13 protein-coding genes and 1 tRNA gene are annotated in these 21504 nt (G+C 33.4%); 9 read left to right on the top strand and 5 right to left on the bottom strand.

The window, feature by feature from the left end; genetic code table 11:
- Nucleotides 1-4: 4 nt before the first annotated feature.
- Nucleotides 5-7177: a BspA family leucine-rich repeat surface protein gene (locus tag Q1B37_RS01350; protein WP_299894578.1), complete on the bottom strand. Its 7173-nt coding sequence runs from the start codon at nucleotides 7175-7177 to the stop codon at nucleotides 5-7.
- Between the two features lie 246 nt (nucleotides 7178-7423).
- Nucleotides 7424-9049, bottom strand: a complete 1626-nt coding sequence (locus Q1B37_RS01345; protein ID WP_299894575.1) for an AraC family transcriptional regulator — start codon at nucleotides 9047-9049, stop codon at nucleotides 7424-7426.
- A 238-nt stretch (nucleotides 9050-9287) separates the two neighbouring features.
- Here Q1B37_RS01345 and Q1B37_RS01340 point away from each other — a divergent pair, with 238 nt between their 5' ends.
- Both Q1B37_RS01340 and Q1B37_RS01335 read left to right on the top strand, forming a co-directional pair.
- On the top strand, nucleotides 9288-10802 hold the full coding sequence (locus tag Q1B37_RS01340) for an NADP-dependent isocitrate dehydrogenase (RefSeq protein ID WP_299894573.1): 1515 nt from the start codon (nucleotides 9288-9290) through the stop codon (nucleotides 10800-10802).
- Between the two features lie 69 nt (nucleotides 10803-10871).
- Nucleotides 10872-11249 (top strand): hypothetical protein, encoded by a 378-nt coding sequence (locus tag Q1B37_RS01335; RefSeq protein WP_299894570.1) that lies wholly within the window; start codon nucleotides 10872-10874, stop codon nucleotides 11247-11249.
- 154 nt (nucleotides 11250-11403) lie between these two features.
- Here Q1B37_RS01335 and Q1B37_RS01330 read toward each other — a convergent pair whose 3' ends face one another.
- Complete coding sequence (locus tag Q1B37_RS01330; protein WP_299894567.1) at nucleotides 11404-11928, bottom strand: hypothetical protein; 525 nt, start codon at nucleotides 11926-11928, stop codon at nucleotides 11404-11406.
- Between the two features lie 191 nt (nucleotides 11929-12119).
- Between Q1B37_RS01330 and Q1B37_RS01325 the strand changes: the two genes are divergently transcribed.
- A complete protein-coding gene (locus Q1B37_RS01325) occupies nucleotides 12120-12659 on the top strand; it encodes a DUF427 domain-containing protein (RefSeq protein WP_299894564.1) in 540 nt (179 codons plus the stop codon).
- 95 nt (nucleotides 12660-12754) lie between these two features.
- Here the strand turns inward: Q1B37_RS01325 and Q1B37_RS01320 are convergent.
- A tRNA-Leu gene (locus Q1B37_RS01320) sits at nucleotides 12755-12836 on the bottom strand.
- A 156-nt stretch (nucleotides 12837-12992) separates the two neighbouring features.
- On the opposite strand from Q1B37_RS01320, the gene Q1B37_RS01315 reads away from it, so the two are divergent.
- From Q1B37_RS01315 to Q1B37_RS01290, 6 genes are all read left to right on the top strand, one after another.
- Nucleotides 12993-13934, top strand: coding sequence for a ribose-phosphate pyrophosphokinase (locus Q1B37_RS01315; protein WP_299604191.1), 942 nt, complete (start codon nucleotides 12993-12995; stop codon nucleotides 13932-13934).
- Between the two features lie 25 nt (nucleotides 13935-13959).
- The gene (locus tag Q1B37_RS01310) at nucleotides 13960-14562 is read left to right on the top strand and encodes a 50S ribosomal protein L25/general stress protein Ctc (RefSeq protein ID WP_299894562.1); all 603 of its coding nucleotides are present in this window, start codon (nucleotides 13960-13962) and stop codon (nucleotides 14560-14562) included.
- 230 nt (nucleotides 14563-14792) lie between these two features.
- Nucleotides 14793-15419 carry an aminoacyl-tRNA hydrolase gene (gene pth / locus Q1B37_RS01305; RefSeq protein ID WP_299894559.1) on the top strand — a complete coding sequence of 209 codons (627 nt, stop codon included), beginning with the start codon at nucleotides 14793-14795 and terminating at the stop codon, nucleotides 15417-15419.
- Nucleotides 15420-15618: 199 nt separating this feature from the next.
- Entirely contained in the window at nucleotides 15619-16551 is a 933-nt protein-coding gene (locus Q1B37_RS01300) for a bifunctional riboflavin kinase/FAD synthetase (RefSeq protein WP_299894556.1), read from the top strand.
- Nucleotides 16548-17867 carry an HTTM domain-containing protein gene (locus Q1B37_RS01295; RefSeq protein ID WP_299894554.1) on the top strand — a complete coding sequence of 440 codons (1320 nt, stop codon included), beginning with the start codon at nucleotides 16548-16550 and terminating at the stop codon, nucleotides 17865-17867. Before Q1B37_RS01300 ends, Q1B37_RS01295 begins: the two co-directional genes overlap by 4 nt.
- Nucleotides 17868-17902: 35 nt before the next feature.
- Entirely contained in the window at nucleotides 17903-19801 is a 1899-nt protein-coding gene (locus Q1B37_RS01290) for a histidine kinase (RefSeq protein WP_299894551.1), read from the top strand.
- Nucleotides 19802-20133: 332 nt separating this feature from the next.
- Here Q1B37_RS01290 and Q1B37_RS01285 read toward each other — a convergent pair whose 3' ends face one another.
- Nucleotides 20134-20685, bottom strand: coding sequence for a M23 family metallopeptidase (locus Q1B37_RS01285; RefSeq protein WP_299894548.1), 552 nt, complete (start codon nucleotides 20683-20685; stop codon nucleotides 20134-20136).
- Between the last annotated feature and the right edge of the window lie 819 nt (nucleotides 20686-21504).

The following is a 21504-nucleotide window of genomic DNA, read 5'->3' as shown; positions in this document are numbered from 1 at the left end:
AAGTCTATCTTTTTAAAACTAAAAAGCCTTTTAGTTTTTTAAGTGAATTAGGGTTAGCAATACGAATGTTGAAAAAATATGTTCCTTCTGGTAGTTCTCCACCTCCAAGATTTGTTAACCTGTTTGCTGTCCCTCTAAAAACCCTTGAAGTATTATTATATCCTGAAATTTCAAATACCATATCTCCCCAACGGTTGTATATAGAAACAACATTTTCAGGATAATTTTCTATCCCGTCTATTTCCCAAAACTCATTAATTCCATCACCGTCTGGCGAAAATCCATATTTAGTATCGTCTTCAATAGCTACTACGAGTGTCTCAGTAATAAAACTCTGCTCGGCACAGCCTATAGCATCACCTACAGTATTGTAAGGAATGATGGTTACGAATATTTCTGTAGCCTCTGGCAAATCTGCTGGCAATTCATATGTTGTTGCATTACCAACGTCTTCATTATTTATAATATCAGCTCCTCCAGAAGTAGTTCCAACAGAAATAAGATACCCTGTTGCATCAGTCGCGGTATTCCAACTTAGGTCTGTAGCAATGGAAACATCAGTAGCTCCATTTAATGGAGAAGATAAACTGGTACAACCTGGAATAGTTGCTAAAGTTTCGGTAGTAAAACTCTCTTCGGTACAGCCAGTAGCATCTCCCACAGCATTATAAGGCATGATAGTTACAAATATCTGGGTGTTTTCGGGTAAATCAGTTGGAACATCATATGTTGTTACATTACCAACATCCAAATTATTTACAATATCACTTCCATTCGATGTAGTTCCAACAACTAATCTATAACCTGTAGCATCTGGAACAGCATTCCAACTTAAGTCTGTAGTAATAAAAACATCAGTAGCTCCATTTAATGGAGAAGATAAACTGGTACAACCTGGAATAGTTGCTAAAGTTTCGGTAGTAAAATTCTCTTCGGTACAGCCCGTAGCATCTCCAACAGCATTAGAAGGAATGATAGTTACAAATATCTGGGTGTTTTCGGGCAAATCAGTTGGAACATCATATGTTGTTACATTACCAACATCCAAATTATTTACAATATCACTTCCATTCGATGTAGTTCCAACAACTAATCTATAACCTGTAGCATCTGGAACAGCATTCCAACTTAGGTCTGTGGCAATGGAAACATCAGTAGCTCCATTTAATGGAGAAGATAAATTGGTACAACCTGGAATAGTTGCTAAAGTTTCGGTAGTAAAACTCTCTTCGGTACAGCCCATTGCATCTCCAACAGCATTATAAGGAATGATAGTTACAAATATCTGGGTGTTTTCGGGCAAATCTGCTGGTAGATCGTATGTTGTCGTATTACCAACATCCAAATTATTTACGATATCGCTTCCCCCCGATGTAGTTCCAACAATTAATCTATAACCTGTTGCATCTGTAACCGTATTCCAATTTAGATCCGTGGCAATGGAAACATCAGTAGCTCCATTTAATGGAGAAGATAAACTGGTACAAACTGGAATGGTTGCCAAAGTTTCGGTAATAAAACTTTCTTCGGTACACCCAGTAGCATCACCAAAACCATTGTAAGGAATGATAGTCACATATATTTCTGTAGTTTCAGGCAAATCTGCTGGTAAATCATATGTTGTTACATTACCAACATCTAAATTATTTACGATATCGCTTCCACCCAATGTAGTTCCAACAATTAATCTATAACCTGTTGCATCTGTAACCGTATTCCAATTTAGATCCGTGGCAATGGAAACATCAGTAGCTCCATTTAATGGAGAAGATAAACTGGTACAAACTGGAATGGTTGCCAAAGTTTCGGTAATAAAACTTTCTTCGGTACACCCAGTAGCATCACCAAAACCATTGTAAGGAATGATAGTCACATATATTTCTGTAGTTTCAGGTAAATCTGCTGGTAAATCATATGTTGTTACATTACCAACATCTAAATTATTTACGATATCGCTTCCACCCAATGTAGTTCCAACAGTTAACCTATAACCATCTGTATTCGAACTACTATTCCAGGTAAGGTTTGTCGTTACCAAAACATCTATAGCTCCATTTAGAGGGTCTGAAAGAGTTGTACAACTCGGAGGATCATTTAATGTAGAGTCTCCAGTTCTAAAACTTTCTTCAGTACAAGCTACTGCATCTCCCACATCATTATAGGGAATAATCGTAACATAAAACGTTCTATTTTCAATAAGGTCAACAGGAAAATCATAGGTAGTTGTATTACCGACATCAATGCTATTGGCAATTTCAATACCTCCTTGAGTAGTCCCAACTGAAACTAAATAACCATTTGCTCCATCTACACTATTCCAACTTAAATTAGTATCTATAGGGACATTTGTAGCACCGTTTAATGGCTCTGAAATAGTTGTACAAGAAGGCACAACTGGAATTAATTCTGTTGTAAAACTTTCTTCCACACATCCTGCAGCATTTCCTTCTTCATTGTAAGGGGTTATCGACACAAAAATCTCAGTATCCTCTGGTAAATCCGTTGGTAAATCATAGGTGGTAATATTACCAACGTCTTGATTATTGATAATATCGTTTCCTCCAGAAGTTGTTCCAACTGTAATCAAATAACCATCTGCATCTGGAATAGCATCCCACGAAAGATTAGTATCAATGACTATATCAGCACTTCCATTTACAGGATCTACTAATGAAGTGCATTCTGGTACGGATGCAACATCTGTAGATAAACTAAATGATTCGGAAACACAACCTGTTGCAACTCCTTCATCATTTCTGGGTTCTATCAAAACAGTCACACTAGTGGAGCCTACTAATGCATTAGCTGCAAATTCATAAGATGTAGTAGTTACAGTTTCAGTAATAACTGTGCCACTTGGTTGTAAAGTAATCGTAAGATCATAAGATGTTGCATATAGCACAGATTCCCATACCAAATTAGTATTTACAGGCACATCTACATCACCATTTTCTGGAGAAATAAGTTGTGTACACACTGGTATGGGACAATCAAGAATATCATCTGTAAAAATCCATCCATAATTATCGATCATGGATTGTCTTTGGGCTATACTTTCACAATAGAGTAAGGTCTCTGCACCGAGATTAATCCCTGGAGTTAGTGATTGCTCTGACCAAGAAATCAAAGTATTATCATAATTTTCTCTAGATAAGGCTGTATTATCAAGCATATCTTGCATATTGCTCACATTACTCACATTCCAATCTCCTAAGAATTGATCAAAGATCGTTGCATCCTCAAACATCGATCGCATACTTACGTTCCCAATAATCCACATATTCATTTCCTGATTATAACTGGAAGCATTTCGAAACATATAATCCATATTTTCAGCTCCACTTACTCTCCAATTGTTCAGAAGTTGATTAAAAGAAGTAGCACCGTCAAACATAGATTCCATGGTATTTACACCTCTAACATTCCAACTACTTATATTTTCATTGAAAGCCGTTGCATTACGGAACATCCCTTCCATTGTGGTTACCGAAGCAACATTCCATGAGTCCATTCCTTGGTTATAACTTGTTGCATCTCGAAACATTTCTTCCATGGTAGTGACAAAAGAAACATTCCATGCATCAATATTTTGATTAAATGCAACTGCTCCACTAAACATTTCCTGTGTGTTCTGCAATTCTCCTGTATTCCAGGAATTTAAAGGTTCATTAAAAGTTATAGCATCCTGAAACATCGATTGCATATTCGTAACTACGCCAACATTCCAAGAATTAATATTTTGATTAAACACGGAAGCTCCTTCAAACATAGAATTCATTATGGTTACAGAACTTACATCCCAATTATCTAAGGGTTGGTTGAATAGTAAAGTATCCTCAAACATCGAAGTCATATTTGCTACCGCACTAACATTCCAGGTATTTAAAGGTTGATTAAAAACATCTGCTCCTTGGAACATACTTGACATATCCACTACAGAATTAACATCCCAATTATCTAAGGGTTCATTAAACACATCTGCATTACTAAACATGGCACGCATAGTAGTTACATTTGTAACATTCCAACCATTGATATTTTGGTTAAATGAGGACGAACGTGAAAACATACTGCTCATAATTACGGCTCCAGAAACATCCCAATTATCTAGTGGTTGATTAAAAGCCGTAGCATTATAAAACATCCTATCCATAGAAGTCACATTTGCTACATTCCAAGAATTTAAAGGTTGATTGAATACAGTGGCGCTATCAAACATATCATTCATATTGGTTACACTACTTACATCCCAATTATCAATGTTTTGATTAAAAACAGCGGCGCTATCAAACATTTCTTCCATCGTAGTAACATTACTTACATCCCAGTTATCTAATGGTTGATTAAATGCATTTGTATCCTGAAACATTTCGGACATGTCCGTTACGTTACTAACATCCCAGTTATTTAAAGGTTGATCAAAAGCTTCAGCTCCTTCAAACATTCTAGAAGTATTAAGTACATTTGTTGTGTCCCAATTACTGATATCCTGATTAAAAAGAGTAGTTCTAAAGAACATCAACCTCATACTTGTTACATTACTAACATTCCAATTGTCCAAAGGTTGGTTATATAGATCTGTTACTCCAAACATAGCAGACATATTGGTTACATTACTAACATCCCAATTATTGATATTTCCATTAAAATTTCTGCATACAATAAACATGGAACTCATACTAGTAACATTGGAAAGATCAGGAATATCTGTAGCATTGTATTCCATGTTTTCGCAACCTGCAAATGCACTTTGCATACTTTCCCAAACTCGAGTTCCCCATTGATCAATGGAAAGTAATTTTATGGAATCACTATTAAACTCTGCATGTCTAATAGAAGGAAAAGTACCAATAATACTTACTGTATAAATTCCAGGTACTAAATAAGTATGTATAATTTCTCCTGTTACATTATTATCATATTGTCCATCTCCCCAATCTATTGAATAATTATATGCTAATCCAGAAGTAGTTTGAATTCTCAATTGGTTCGTTGGTGTAGACTGATTTGCTTCCTGAATTCTGGTGTCATAAGTCAATTTAAAAGCATCAGGGCTATTAACCCAACTTTCAACTACGGTAAAACTAATTTCAGGGCATCCTGTTGCTGGTCCGTCATTATTATAAGGTACTACAGTTACATATACAGTATCTCCTGGAGTGAATTCATTAGTAAAATCCAATCCTACCACATTACCAAAATCTTGATTGTCATAAATTATTTGGGTGGTTCCACCATTTTCTCTTCGTATACTAACTCTATATCCTGTAGCATTTGGTGCTGGATCCCATCGAATATCGGAATTAGCGGGTACATTGGTATCCCCATCCACTGGAGAAGTGATTTGAGTACAGAGTACAAATGTACAATTCACACTATCGCCAGTTATATTCCAATTATGAGTATCTATTAAATCTTGTCTAGCATCTCTTCCATCACAATACTCAAGATTAGTAGCACCCAAGTTTACATTACTTTGAACTGCCTGAGCGGCCCAACCTATTAAAATATTATCATAATTCTCTTGAGAGATTCCACTATTAGACAACATATTGGTCATATTAGTAGCGGTCGTAATATTCCAAGCCGATAAATTTTGATTAAAGCTTGAAGCACTAGAAAATGTTTCTCGAAAATTAGAAACCAAACCAACATCCCATGTATCTAATGGTTGGTTGAAAGCAGGTGCTCCTTGGAACATATTACTCATATTACTAACTAAAGAAACAGTCCAATTATTTATGGGCTGATTAAATTCGCAAAAGCGAAACATACCACTCATATTTGTAACATTAGAAACATTCCAATTATCTAATGGTTGATTGAATGGATGTAAAAGATCTGACCTGGTACCACTAAACATTCCAGACATATCGGTAACGCTACTCACATTCCAAGCATTGATTGGTTGATTATAGCTAGAGGATCTGAACATCTCGGACATATTGGTAACATTACTCACATCCCAATTGTCAATTGGCTGTGCAAACGCAATCGCACTATCAAACATATTACTCATATCAGTCACCGCACTCACATTCCAATTGTCAAGCGGTTGATTAAATGAGTTAGCTCTTTCAAACATCCCACTCATATTAGTCACATTAGATACGTTCCAATTATTAATAGATTGATTAAAGAACTCACATTCTCTAAACATTTCTTGCATATTGGTTACATTACCAACATCCCAATTATCTAAAGGCTGATTGAAATCCATACCAATAAAACCATAAAACATCCTTGTCATATCGGTTACATTACTCACATTCCAATTATTCAGAGGTTGATTAAAATCTCTGGCATCATCAAACATGCGAGCCATAGTGGTAACATTAGATACATTCCAGTTATTCAAAGGTTGATTAAAATCATTAGCATCTTGAAATGTACTATTCATAGTAGCTACCTGACTTACATCCCAATTATTAATATTTTGATTGAATCTACCGGCAGCAGCAAATGTGCTAGACAACGTAGTTACCGAAGCTGTATTCCAGTTGTCTAAAGGTTCATTAAAGGAATTTGCTCCCAAAAAAGTTTCTGACAAGTCTGTTACTGAAATTGTATTCCAGTTATCTAACGGTCTATTAAAAATACGAGCACCTGCAAAAAGACCAGACATATCTACGATGGTACTTACATCCCAATTGTTTACAATTCCGTTAAACGAAATACAGTCTCTAAACATGTTTCTTAAACTTGTCACTCTAGATAAATCAGGAGCATCAATAGCGTCAAAATTTAAGTTTTCACAACCATGAAAAGCGTCCTCCATAGTTTGCCACTCGATAATTCCCCACTCCAAGATTTCAATGATTTTTCTCCTGTCTCCACCATCATTAAAATATATTGCAGGAAAATCCCCGCTTATTTTTACAGTATAGGTACCAGCCGTGGCATAGGTATGGGTTATATCTCCCGTAATATTCGTATCTGTAGATCCATCTCCCCAATCCACTATATAATTATAAGTAAATCCAGGATTCGTAGGAATTGTGATTTCATTACCTGCAGAAGTACCTTCTTGCGTAGTATCCCAAATAGAGGTAAACTCTCCAACGAATGCTGTCAAGTCTAACTCACTATGATTCCTATTAGAAAAACTAAATAAAGTTGTACTAATAAATAAGCCGCATACATACAATAAGATACGTTGGTGTATTTTTTTAATCATATATAAGATCTATTTTCCCTTGTTTATACATTGAAAAATTCCGTGTTCATAGAAATTCTTCAGTTGATTTAAACAAAACTAGCTGGTGTGTACTTTTCTATCAACCTTGAAAACCACTGTTTTTAGATTTCCTTAACATAGTTGTGCATTGATAAAAGATCACCTCTAAAAATGTTCATTTCAAAACTAGCTATAAATGTTTGGGAAGAGGTTTCAAATTATAATTTGAAACGTGTAAATAGTCCTTTAAGCACTCTTTTTCCTGTATTCAGAAGGTGTTACTCCTACAAGGTTCTTAAAAGCTCTATTAAAAGAAGTCTTACTTTTAAAACCTGCTTCATAGCCAATGGCTACAATTTTATACTCTTCGTAAATTGGGTTTTTCATTAATTCTTTAACCTCATTTATTCTGTATAGATTCAAAAAATTATTAAAATTCTTTTGAAAGCAAGCATTTAAAACTTCAGAAACCTGTGGAATATTCATCTCTAGAGCTGTTGCAAAATCTGATTGTTTTAGATCTTCATTGAGATAGGGTTTTTCTTCTTCCATATATTTTAGGATTCTTTCTGCATACGCGTTTCTATCTTCAATACTCAATGAAGAATTTTGATATTTATTGGAAGTATTAGTGACACTTGTTTCAAGTTCTTGATTTTGTTCTCGAATCCTAATTTCATTCAACTTATCTCTTAGACTTTGATTTTCATTTTCCAAAAGTTCTTTATCCTTTGCTAGACTTTCGGATTCCTTTTTTAGTACAACCTTTCGTTTATAAAAATACACCCAAATACCTAAGGCTATTATAAGGATTATTAGGGCACCAAAAAATAGTGCCCTTTTATTCCTGCTTTCCAAAACCTCTTTTTCCTCTGCGAATTGTATTTCTTGCTCTTCCAAATCTCTTTCAGCAATAATACGTTTCCCTTCAGAAAGACTATTTAGATACTCATCTTTAACTTCCTCATACTTTTTATATGCATTGATACTTTTTTGCAATTCTTCCTGTAATTCGTATGCTTTTGCCAAATACTTATTTGAATACATTGTCAACCTTAAAAAACTATTCTCAGTTGCAATTCTTTCCACTTGCAAAAGGTTATCGATTGCTTTTTGAGATTCTTTCAATCCTACATGTGCTACCCCAAGATGTAAATAAGAATTTGCCTTACTTTCTATAGATTCCTCTTTAGTTATTAATGCTAAAGCTTCCGTAGCATTTTGTTTTGCTTTCTCATATTTCTTTAGCTTTGTGTAACAATCTGCGATATTATTAAGTGCTATAATCTTCATGTCATTTCTAGCCAATGCTGTCGCAAAACTATCTACCTTTTGAACATAAGCTAAGGATTCTTCATAATTCTTTTGATGCATGGCTGTAATCCCCAAAGCATTATATGATGCAATCAAAACACGCTCTGGATTATCATGCTGTTTTGCTAATCGTATTACTTTTTTAAAAGTTTCAGAAGCCTTATCGTATTGAGAAAGGTTATTATAAATATTTCCCAAATTAGCTAAAACAATGATCTTGGTTTTAGAATTTTCGGGCAACTCTTTTGCCTTATCTAAAGCAACCAGATACCTCTTCAAAGATTCGTGATATACATCCAAATTGCTATAATAAATTCCTTGACCTACAATAGCCAAAATCTCATCCTCCAAAAAACCGTAATCTTCCGTTATTTGTTGTAATGAGTCTACGTATTTTTTATATAATTCAAAATTACCTTTTCTATAAGTGGCTTGGGAGATTTGTTGAAGATCTCTTATCTTCTTAAGTGCTACAGAATCTTTATGAGAAGATTGAGCTAGTAAACCGGTATAAAAAATGGAAATAAAAAATAAAAGAAATACTCTAGAAGGATACATAGTAATCAATTGGGATCGTACGTTAAGTTAGTTAAAACTTTACCAATTAACGAAACTAAATATAGAAATAAGTTGAATCAACCCTGAAAACCACTATTGTTCATTAATTCCCATTAAACAGGCAAGAACTAATGAGAAAACATTTTTTCATAGATTATATTTATTTAATTCATAATATATATAAATAAAAATTTATGAATAATTATCTAGATATTTGTACTGGATAAAAATTAATTATATGAAAAACAATATATTAACTCAAGAGATCTCGAAAACAGATATTAATAAAACTATCAAAGTAGCGGTTGCTAAAGGAGATGGTATTGGACCAGAAATAATGGCTGCTACACTAGATATTCTTGATAAAGCTGGAGCTAAAATTGAACCAGAATTTATTGAATTAGGGGAAAAAGTCTATTTATCTGGAAATTCTGCAGGTATAGATAACAGATCCTGGGAAATCATTAATAGAAATAAACTTATTCTAAAAGCTCCAATAACTACCCCACAAGGTAAAGGGTTTAAAAGTCTAAATGTTACTCTCAGGAAATCATTAGGATTATACGCAAATGTACGACCCGTAAATTCTTTTTATCCATTTGTAAAAACCCATTTCCCTCAAATGGATGTTGTTATCATAAGAGAAAACGAAGAAGATCTATATGCTGGAATAGAGCACCAACAAACTGAAGATGTTGTACAATGTCTTAAGTTAATAACAAAACCTGGATGTGAACGTATTATTAGATATGCCTTTGAGTATGCAAAAGCATATAACAGAAAAAAGGTTACTTGTATGGTTAAGGATAACATCATGAAATTAACCGATGGACTGTTTCATCGTGTGTTTAAAGAAATATCTTTAGACTATCCTGATATACAATCTGAAACTCAAATAATCGATATAGGATCCGCAAAACTCGCTGCCAATCCAGAGGACTATGATGTAATTGTAACCTCTAATCTGTATGGAGATATCATTTCTGATATTGCTGCAGAAATTGCGGGATCTGTTGGACTAGCAGGTTCTGCTAATATTGGAGATAATATAGCCATGTTTGAAGCCATACATGGTTCGGCACCAGATATTGCGGGACAACAAATTGCCAATCCCTCTGGACTTATAAATGCAGCAATTCTTATGTTAGCGCATATTGGAGAATTAAAAATTGCCGACAAAATAAAAAATGCCTTGTTATCAACTATTGAAGCAGGATACCATACGGCAGACATCTATCAACAAGACTCAAGTTATAAGAAAGTATCCACTCGAGAGTTCGCAAATGAAATAATATCACGACTAGGACAAAAGCCTAAAAAATTAGCTCCAAGCAAAATTAATAAAGGATCAGGAATAATCAGGACGTTTGCCTACAAACGTAAGAAATCCAAAAAAGAACTTGTGGGAGTTGATGTATTCATTGATTGGCAAGGTTCTGACCCCAAAAAAATCGGTGACATGTTATCTAAAATTCAGGCTTACAAGTTAAAACTTAAGATGATTACAAATCGAGGAGTGAAGGTATATCCAAATGGTATGGAAGAAACCTACTGTACGGATCATTGGAGATGTAGATTTGTTGCCTATGATTCTGACATAAAAAAAGCGATTCCATCTTATAATTGTATTGACCAAGAACAAATAATCGCACTTTTATCCAAACTTAACAATCAAGGGTTTGATGTTATAAAAACGGAAAACCTCTATGAATTTGATGGAAAAAGAGGTTTCTCTCTAGGTCAAGGAGAGTAGTAAGATAATTCAAATTAAAACACATACATTCATAAAAGGCACTATACATAGCAAAAGAATAATTAAAAAATGAATAAGTGCCTTTTTCATTGTTATGAATCCAAAACAACATTATCTATTATCTTCCAAAAACAATTAGTTACACCAACCTATTTACCTATGAATTCCATGTATAACAATATAAAATTGGTAGAAGGAATTTATTCTCCTATCAACTCTACAGATGTGCTTTTATCTCTTATTGCTGATAAAATCAAATTTCACAACTTACAAATCCTTAGTTCAAAAAACGAAGATGACCCGAATGTAATTCATGCAAAAAAGAGAATAGCAGAACTAAAAGAATCCAGAAAACTCATAACCAATTTAATAATCCATGCGCGTGATCAAAATTTTCATATGAAAATTGACGGAACTGTAAATATTGAGTTGTTTAAACCAGCTTAAATCACTTTACCTTTTGAACAAATAAATAATTAATCAAACCTCAGCCGTTTGAAGTTTATCCTTAAAAACAATTTCTAAAGGTCTTATATTATTTGATCTTCATTAACCCTTTAAATATGATACTTCTATGTTTGATTTGACTACTCAAGTTTCACTAATTAGTTATAAAATATTCTACATCTAACAACTCCATAGCTGTTTGTGTTGCAATATCTAATGACTCTTCAATATCTAAAGTATGAATACAGCTAGAATTGGCTTCTATTTGTAAACATGGTGATTGAGAAATATTCGAATAACTGTTGGAAAACTCTAGTTGATCCGTTTTTATCGTTAGATAAGGTACACCCTTTACTGAATTATCGCTATTATTGTTCAACTTGATTTCAAACTGTAGGCGCAGCGTATTATTACCCGTATTTGGGGTAAATTCAAATTTTAAAACTTCATAAGTAAAACCTTCTAAAACTGGAGGTTGTGTTAAAACCTCTGGTTCTGTCGGTTCTGGTGTGTCGCAAGAAACTTCCTGTTCTCTATCGATAGTAAAACTTTGATTATTAACAAAATAAACCTGAGGTATTGTAATAATTTTTGTGCAATTTTCGTCATCACTGGATGAGCAACTAAAAAAGATTACACAAAACATTAAGCTGATCAAATATTTATATTTGTTTTTCATAAGCATGATTATGATGAATTGATGAATTTTCCGATAGTTTAAATGTAATATCAAAGATAATTCAATAGCATCTCTTTATTCAAAAAAGCAATTAAAACTTTGACGAACTACGAATAACAAAAATGCCCACAAGTTTTGTAACTTCATAGAATGTTTCAGTAATCTAGAACTAAAAACTTTATAAGACAACTATGAATTGGTTAGATAATGCGCGTAATCATTGGAAAAATAGAGGTGACAAAAGGCCTCCTTTCGCAATAGAACCTAAAAAAGGACAAAGATCTGTTTGGGATTTTCCTAGACCACCCATTATTGAAAAAGTCAATAAACCAGTACTAGTCAAAGATCATGATCACATAATTGTGGATTCAAAAAATGCATTGGCAGTATTAGAAACCGCAAGTCCTCCTACATATTACATTCCAAAATCGGATGTGAATATATCTACTTTGATCCTAATGCAAGCCAAAACTTCTTTTTGTGAGTGGAAAGGAAAGGCAATATACTATGCTTTACGCACCAATCCTCATCAATCAATAGCCTGGTCCTATCCTAAACCATTTCCTGAATTTACCTTATTAAAAGATTATATTGCTTTCTACCCACAAAATCTGCAGTGCTTTGTCGATGGGAATTTAGTAAAAGCTCAAAACAGTAAATTTTATGCAGGATGGATCACACCAGATGTGGTTGGACCTTTTAAAGGCGAACCCGGAACAGAAGGATGGTAATTAATGAAATGGAATAACTATTTTTAATCTAAAAGCCAAACCAAAAAGATTAATAATAAAAAAAAGCCTTCAGAATTAAATCCTAAAGGCATTTGTACTCAAGGTGGGAATCGAACCCACACTCCCGAAAGAACTGGATTTTGAATCCAGCGCGTCTACCAATTCCGCCACTTGAGCATTTTTAATCGAATTGGACGGCAAAATTAAAAAAATAATTCATCAGATCCATTAAATAAGTAATAAAATACTCACCAGAGTAGAAATAAATTTTTAAATTTGCACCTTGTTTTAAAAAAATAAGTTTTAACTCATTACAAAACAACTGTTTACCCTATGCCTAAATCAATTACAGAAGCGCAATTTTTTGCGTGTACCCAAAGTACAGAATTAGCTGAGAAGATCGTACATGCGTATGGGGCGAAATTAGGTAATGTTATTACATCAACGTATAGTGATGGTGAGTTTCAACCGTCTTTTGAAGAATCGGTAAGAGGATCTAGAGTTTTTATTATTGGATCTACTCATCCTAGCTCTGATCATCTAATGGAGATGCTGTTAATGTTAGATGCTGCAAAAAGGGCTTCCGCCAGACATATTACAGCAGTAATGCCATATTATGGTTGGGCACGTCAGGACAGAAAAGACAAACCGAGAGTTCCGATTGCTGCAAAGTTAATTGCAAAAATGCTAGAAACTGCTGGTGCCACAAGAATTATCACTATGGATTTACATGCAGATCAGATCCAAGGATTCTTCGAAAAGCCCGTAGATCATTTGTTCGCTTCTACTATATTTTTACCGTACTTACAATCCTTAAACCTGGACAACCTTACCATAGCTTCTCCAGATATGGGTGGTTCTAAAAGAGCATATGCATATTCTAAAGCACTGCAAAGCGATGTGGTAATCTGTTATAAGCAACGTGCCAAAGCCAATGTGATTTCTCACATGGAATTGATTGGTGATGTAACCGGAAAAAATGTTGTATTGGTAGATGATATGGTAGATACTGCCGGAACACTTACCAAAGCTGCCGATTTAATGATGGAACGAGGAGCAAAAAGCGTAAGAGCTATTTGTACTCACCCTATTTTATCTGGTACAGCTTATGAAAGATTACAAAATTCTAAACTAGAGGAATTAATCGTTACAGATTCTATTCCTTTAAAACAAGAAAGTAACAAAATTAGAGTGATTACTTGTGCAAATTTATTTGCAGATGTAATGAATAGAGTTCATAATAATGAGTCTATCAGCTCTAAATTTATAATGTAAATTAATAACTATTAATATATTTAAAATGAAGTCATTAACAATCAATGCATCTCAAAGAGAAAGCGTAGGCAAGAAAGCTACAAAAGCCTTACGTAATGCTGGACAGGTACCTTGTGTTATTTATGGTGGAGACACTATTGTACACTTTGCAGCGCCAGAAATTGCTTTCAAAAATTTAGTGTACACTCCAGACGTTCATACCGTGGTAATAGCGTTGGATAATGGTCAAAAAATAAATGCAATCCTACAGGATATTCAATTTCATCCTGTAACGGATAAAATTTTACACATCGACTTTGTTGAGATTTTCGATGACAAACCAATTACGATGGAAATTCCATTTAAAACTACTGGAAATTCTCGTGGTGTAAGAGCTGGTGGTGTGTTACGTTTTAACTTAAGACGTATCAAAGTAAAAGGTTTAGCATCAAAATTACCAGATGTAATCGAAGGAGATATTACAGAATTAAAAATCGGTAATAAATTATATGTTACTGATGTAGCTAGTGAAGATTATACAATTCTTCATCCTGATAACACAGTAATTTGTCAAGTGAAAACTTCGCGTAACGCAGTTGCAGATACTGATGATGAGGAAGAAGAAGAAGCGGCAGCAGCTGAAGCTTAATCTTTTCTTCATAGAAAACAATCAAAAGCGCTCTGATTATTTTTTCAGAGTGCTTTTTTTATTTTTGCAATGATTTTATGAGGGCGTGTCCTCCGCTATACTTCGGTCGGGCTATTCGTTTTACTCCTCGATTATTTATCTATCGAGAGCACTTCGACAAGCTCACTGCAGTACCGCAAAATCTATAATCTGCGGGGTGCTCACTACTATCCTCACGCAAAAAAAGAGCTATGTTTGCTATTTTTAGAAACCTTTTTTCAAAAAAAGAAGAAGAAACTCAAGAAGATCTTATGAAAAAATTTCTTGTTGTAGGTCTTGGTAATATTGGACCTAAATATCACAATACACGCCATAATATTGGTTTTAAAATTTTAGACGCTCTCGCAAAAGAGGAAAATCTTACTTTCGAAACTGAAAAATTAGGAGATCTAACCACCTATAAATATAAGGGGCGTACTTTATTATTACTAAAGCCAAATACATATATGAACCTCAGCGGAAAAGCAGTTCGCTATTGGCTTACCAAAGAAAAAATAGCTATCGAAAATCTTTTAGTCATAACAGATGATATCAATCTACCATTTGGTACAATTCGATTAAAAGCTAAAGGAAGTGCTGGTGGACATAATGGCTTAAAAGATATAGAAGCACAACTAAATACTTCCAAATATAGTAGGTATAGATTTGGTGTTGGAGCAGAGTTTAGCAAAGGCAGGCAAGTAGATTACGTATTAGGAGAATGGAATTCTGAAGAAGAAGCTGCCATGCCAGAAAGATTGGATAAATCCATTGCACTTATTAAATCTTTTGCAGGTGCAGGATTAGCCAATACAATGAACACCTTTAACGGAAAATAAATAGTAGATCTCGCAACATTTGCTTAATTTTATAGCTATCTAGCATTATGTATCTAATTATGAGTTATAAAACTAGAATAGCCACATGGTTGTATCAAAATTAATCTTCTTGAAATCAGACAAACACATAACACATACCACAGTTGTTGCTCATCTAAATAAATTCCATCTTACCCCTAAAAATCAATAAGAAAAGCGGATGAAACTTTATAATGACGCAAAAACATATGATAATCATTCTCCTTCAGTTGTTACTATCGGAACTTTTGATGGAGTTCATATTGGACATAAAAAAATAATTGATCGGTTAATTGAAGCCGCAAATCGAGATAATCTGGAATCTGTTATTCTTACATTTTTTCCCCATCCTAGAATGGTATTACAAAAGGATACTAATATAAAATTGATCAATACAATTGACGAACGTATCCAAATTTTAGAAAAAACAGGGTTGGATAACTTGGTAATCCACCCATTCACAACAGAATTTTCTAGACTTACTGCCAAAGAATATGTAGAACAAATGCTTGTTGATACGTTGAATATTCGCCATGTAATTATAGGATATGATCACCGTTTTGGCCGTAATCGGAATTCTAATATTACTGATTTGGCATCCTTCGGAATTCAAAATAATTTTACTGTCGAAGAAATTTCAAAACAAGATATTGACGATGTCGCTGTTAGCTCTACCAAAATTAGAGAAGCTTTGCTAGAAGGAGATATTACCAAAGCGAATAAGTACTTAGGGTATAATTTTATGCTTACAGGTAAAATTGTAAAAGGAAAAGAGCTTGGCAGAAAACTAGAATATCCAACAGCCAATCTTTATATAAAAGAAGAATATAAACTAATCCCTAAACGAGGAGTATACGTAGTAAAATCTCAAATTAATAATAAAACATACTTTGGGATGATGAATATCGGTAATAACCCAACGGTTAATGGACAACATCAGACCATCGAAACTCACTTTTTTGATGCTTCTTTTAATTTATATGAAAAGAAAATTCAGATAGAACTTTTAAAACGCATAAGAGACGAAAAGAAATTTAATTCTTTGGAAGATTTAAAAATTGCGATGCAAGAAGATGAGGATTTTTCTAGAGAATATATAAATTCTATGGTATGATCAATCGTTGGCTATTTACACAAATCGACAATAGTGCATTAATAATTTTTAGAGTTTTTTTTGGGTTTTTAATTGCTGCAGAGTCCTTTGGAGCAATCTTAACTGGATGGGTACGACGTACATTAGTAGAGCCCCAGTTTACATTTAATTTTATTGGTTTTGAGTTTTTACAACCATTACCTGGTAATGGGATGTATTTCTATTTTGCGCTTATGGGAATCTTTGGAATCTTTGTAATGATAGGTTTCAAATATCGATGGAGCATGATTGCATATACCATACTTTGGGCTGGTGTATACTACATGCAGAAATCGTCATACAATAACCACTATTACCTCTTATTATTACTTTGCATGCTCATGAGTACATTACCTGCTGGTAATTACTTTTCCATAGATGTAAAACGAAATCCCGTGCTCAAAAAAATATCAATGCCTAGATGGTGTGTTTTATTTATTATCATTCAATTATGGATCGTTTATACCTATGCTTCTGTAGCAAAATTATATCCGGATTGGCTGGATTATACTGTTGCAAGAAATTTGATGCTCTCTAGAGCAGACTATCCAATTGTTGGAAGTATCTTACAAAAACACTGGACGCACGTTAGCATTACATATTTTGGCATTCTATTCGACCTTCTAATTATACCATTATTATTATGGAAAAGGACACGATTAGCTGCTTTTTGTATAAGCATATTTTTTCACCTTTTTAATTCATTCGTATTTCAAATAGGCATATTTCCGTATTTATCGCTAGCATTCAGTGTATTCTTCTTTTCCAAAGAAAGAATACATAAAATTTTCATGCCCAAAAAAGAATTCTATATCGATAACGAAATTATTGTACCTTCTTATAGAAATCTTTTGATACCCGCACTATCGATATGGTTTCTTATTCAACTCGCCTTACCTGTTCGGCATTGGTTTATTCCTGGTGATGTTTTATGGACCGAAGAAGGTCATAAATTAAGTTGGAGAATGATGTTGAGAGGAAGATCAGGACATACTAACTTCTACATAGAATTTAAAGATAACATGTGTAAAAGAGTACAAATAGATAAAAATCAATATTTGACTAAAAAACAACGTCGAATCGTAAATACCAAGCCTGATGCTATCTGGCAGTTTGCTCAGTTCCTGAAAAAAGAACACGAAAAAAAAGGAATGAATATAGCTGTGTATGCTTCAAGTAGAGTATCTGTAAATGGCAAAAAATCTAGAGTTCTCATAGACCCAGATGTGGATCTTACTAGTGTTGATTGGAACTACTTTACAACCAATCCTTGGGTAATTAAATATGATAAAGAATAATTCTTTATTATTGTATAGCAATATTTTAGTGTGTAATGGGGGTTTCTACTAAAAGAATATTACTTGTATGTATACTACTTTCTTTTCTGACGAATAGCCAAGAGAAGAAAGATTGGTACTCTTTTTTTGGAAAAATACCCAATACAGTTTCAAAACATTATTATCAGAAATTAAAAAATTCAGAAAATCCATTAGACAAGGCTAGAATAATAGATACGATTGCTACGATACACATCCAATCTGGAAATACGGATTCGATTATTTATTACGGCAACTTATTGCAAGATCATATTTTATCAAAAAAAAGCGCATTAGAAGAATTCAATATTTATCTTTCTAAATCCTATCATATCCTCGGAAAAGGAAAGCTACAGAAAGGCCTTTTTGATGATGCTATGAAGCACCATCTCGATGGTATTGAGATCTCACCCATTTCAAATATGGAAAGAATGCACTATTCTCATCAACTAGGTCTAGGAACAGTGTATTTATATCAAAAGGAATATGACAAGGCACAACCTATTTTTGAAAATTGTATCAATAACACTAAAGATACGAGTCTATTGCTTTTAGCCAACAAACTATTAGCAGATACATTCTTTTTCAAAAACGAATATTCCAAAGCAAAGTCGATATATCTTGAAGTATTAGAAGGTCTGAGACTTTATGAGAATAATAAAATAAGACTACAGACCCAATTAAAATTAGGAAGAATAGATCTTTTCGAAAAAAATCTTTCTCATGCACTAACCTATTTTTCTTCGGTAAAAGATATCGCCTTAGAAAGCAAATTCTATGACTTATATATCGATGCGGTTATCCAAATGGGTATCGTTTATTATAATCAAGGTTATACACAAGATGCAGAAATAATACTATCCTCTGCTTATGTAAATACGGTACAATGGAATAAACTAGAACTACAACGCGACGTAATCAATGTACTTAGAAACTTAAAAGTTGCAGACAACGATTATGAAAACGCTTACAATCTGATGACCCAATATCTTTCTGTTTCCAACCAGATTCTTAAAGATCAGAACAAAGCGATTGTAAAAGAAATGGAGGTAAAGTATCAGACTCTAGAAAAAGAAAAGGAAATACTTGCTCTTAAGGAAGAACAACTATTAAAAGAAAGTGAAATTAAAAGACAACGTACTATCAAAAAAGCTTTTTTGATAGGTTTCCTAATTGTTTTACTCCCAGTCATTGCTCTATTATTTGTTTATTTTCAAAAACTAAAAACACAAATTGCGCTAAACAAATCACAAGAAGAAGTAAACTCTCAAAGAGTTCACGCATTAATGATTGACCAAGAATTAAACCTTATCAATGCTACCATGGAAGGTCAGAATAATGAAAGAAAACGATTAGCACGAGAATTACATGATAGTATAGGAGGAAATCTAGCCAGTATAAAACTGCAACTTTCTGGCGTAGATGATCAAGAAAGTTTTCAATCTAAGATTATCAAACAAATTGATGAAACCTACCATCAGGTGCGCGATATTTCTCATAATTTGGCTTCCAAGAAGTTTCAGGATAATGGTGTATCTTCCCTTATTAAAGAATATGTGAACAACATAGAAAACGGTAGTAATCAAAAAATTTCATTCAATCCTTATCCCGAAGAGAAGATTAATGAAATTGAAAGTCCATTAAAAGAAGAACTATTCAAAATCATACAGGAATTACTCACCAATACATTAAAACACGCCCAAGCAGATCAAGTAGATATATATTTGAATAGATATCAAACGATTCTACAACTCCTTTTTGAAGATAATGGTGTTGGGTTTGACACTTCAAAAACCAGAGAAGGAATTGGTTTTGAAAATATTAGAAACAGACTAAAACTTCTTTCGGGTAGTTTAATGATAGACTCCACTATTGATAGAGGTACAGTGATCAATATCGAAATTCCCGTTTCTTAATCTCATTATGGATTCTTCTTTTCTTTAATTCGATTTCTTTGGATATCATTTTCAAGTTACTAGTAGTAAATATCCATTGATCGACAGAAAACACAGGCTGATCTATAGTAATCATACGCTCATCTTTTTGGACACATAAATCATATAAATGCTTCTTACTTTTATACCAGAGTTATAAAAAATAGTACAGTTTGTATGAAACATAAAATAAGTAACCAGGAGTTGCCACTAGAAAGAAACATACAGTAATACTTAAACATATTGATCCCCAAAATTTCGCATCGTCATATTATGTCAAAGCTATGCATCTCGCATAGCTTTTTTTATATAGTTTAGGGTCTCAACCAAGTATCAGGATCTAGATAAAACATCTTACGATTTCCTTGAATAACGTTTGGATCTCTTAACCACCAATAAGGAAAAGGTGTCGTAATTGAATAATGTAAATGTGGTGGTTTCCCGATAGCATTCCCAGTATTACCAACAGTTCCTAATTTGGTTCCTAATTTTAACGGCTGAAAAGGAAAAGCCTCCACTTGATCTAAATGCGCATAATAATGAAAACGCCACTTAGGTCCTAACACCATAACCGTTTTCCCTCCTTTCCCACCTTCATAAGTGTAAATCACTAAACCGTAAGTAGCAGATATTACATCGGTTCCCTTCTCTTTAAATATATCGATTCCCTTGTGTGTTACAGAACTTCCCCAAGGATACGCCCAAAAAGAATTATCATCCCAATCTTTTATGGTTGCACCATGAACAGGAATTACCATTTTTTGAGGGATAAAAAAGCCAACAGCTATTATTATTAGAGGCAACAAAGTATATTTTCTGGTTTTACGATTTCTATATAGAAAACCCATCCAAGAAAATAATGACACCAGAAAGTTTTTTGTTGTAGATGTAATCATATTATAGATAAATATACAATATTAAATACACAGCTATTTTAAAGAGCTATATTACAAATGACTTTATAGCGGTTTTTAATCCTCTTTAATAAAGGTAAACTTTCAATATTGTTCTTCTCGAAAAATCCCAAAATACAAAAGGGGAAATTTACGGTAACATATTATTAGGTTTTTGCATAAACTAAAAGTAGGCCTTGGTTAAGAGGTCTCATTAATAAGCATGGTCCGATAGATTAAAACAGTTTGTCTATAGTGCATAGCTTGTTAACCAAGTAGGTTATTATTAACGAACCTATCGCATTCATATTTTGAACAAATTTTAAATGATTTTCACACTACACTTAGGAATTCTTTCCAACTCTTTACTTCTTTATATTTTATGGAAAAATGGTAGAAAAGAACTTCATTTCAAAGTACTTTTTATCATCTTTTTATGGATACTTTTTACGCAAATAAGTTTTTTAGGCTTTATTAACGAAAGTAAAATTATTTTTTATGCTATGTTCTTGTTTCAAGATACTCTTCCAACAAGCGTAGGCCCCTGTTTATATCTATATGTAAAAACAATCTTTTTTCCTAGTAAGCATGTTTTTAAAAACAATTACAAACACTTCATTATTCCTTTCCTCTATCTTCTTTTTGCTAGTATTCCTAAGCTAATTAGTCTCATAAATAACTCTGAACCCTTTACCCATCTTAGAATTGGTCTCGAAAACCTTTGGGCACTTAGCAATATCTACTCACTAATTTATTGTATACTAGCACTTATCGTTTTGTCAAAAACAAAAA

The sequence above is a fragment of the uncultured Aquimarina sp. genome (assembly GCF_947492965.1).
Taxonomy (GTDB): Bacteria; Bacteroidota; Bacteroidia; order Flavobacteriales; family Flavobacteriaceae; genus Aquimarina.
The sequence above is the reverse complement of the archived record's forward strand: the minus strand, read 5'-3'. Positions and strand labels throughout refer to the sequence as shown.

Excerpts from the sequence above, each read along its gene's own strand:
- Q1B37_RS01340 (WP_299894573.1), top strand. The coding sequence starts at position 9,288 with ATGAAAAACAATATATTAACTCAAGAGATCTCGAAAACAGATATTAAT.
- pth (WP_299894559.1), top strand. The coding sequence starts at position 14,793 with ATGTTTGCTATTTTTAGAAACCTTTTTTCAAAAAAAGAAGAAGAAACT.
- Q1B37_RS01310 (WP_299894562.1), top strand. The coding sequence starts at position 13,960 with ATGAAGTCATTAACAATCAATGCATCTCAAAGAGAAAGCGTAGGCAAG.
- Q1B37_RS01350 (WP_299894578.1), bottom strand. The coding sequence starts at position 7,177 with ATGATTAAAAAAATACACCAACGTATCTTATTGTATGTATGCGGCTTA.
- Q1B37_RS01330 (WP_299894567.1), bottom strand. The coding sequence starts at position 11,928 with ATGAAAAACAAATATAAATATTTGATCAGCTTAATGTTTTGTGTAATC.
- Q1B37_RS01345 (WP_299894575.1), bottom strand. The coding sequence starts at position 9,049 with ATGTATCCTTCTAGAGTATTTCTTTTATTTTTTATTTCCATTTTTTAT.
- Q1B37_RS01315 (WP_299604191.1), top strand. The coding sequence starts at position 12,993 with ATGCCTAAATCAATTACAGAAGCGCAATTTTTTGCGTGTACCCAAAGT.
- Q1B37_RS01300 (WP_299894556.1), top strand. The coding sequence starts at position 15,619 with ATGAAACTTTATAATGACGCAAAAACATATGATAATCATTCTCCTTCA.
- Q1B37_RS01325 (WP_299894564.1), top strand. The coding sequence starts at position 12,120 with ATGAATTGGTTAGATAATGCGCGTAATCATTGGAAAAATAGAGGTGAC.
- Q1B37_RS01335 (WP_299894570.1), top strand. The coding sequence starts at position 10,872 with ATGAATAAGTGCCTTTTTCATTGTTATGAATCCAAAACAACATTATCT.
- Q1B37_RS01295 (WP_299894554.1), top strand. The coding sequence starts at position 16,548 with ATGATCAATCGTTGGCTATTTACACAAATCGACAATAGTGCATTAATA.
- Q1B37_RS01290 (WP_299894551.1), top strand. The coding sequence starts at position 17,903 with ATGGGGGTTTCTACTAAAAGAATATTACTTGTATGTATACTACTTTCT.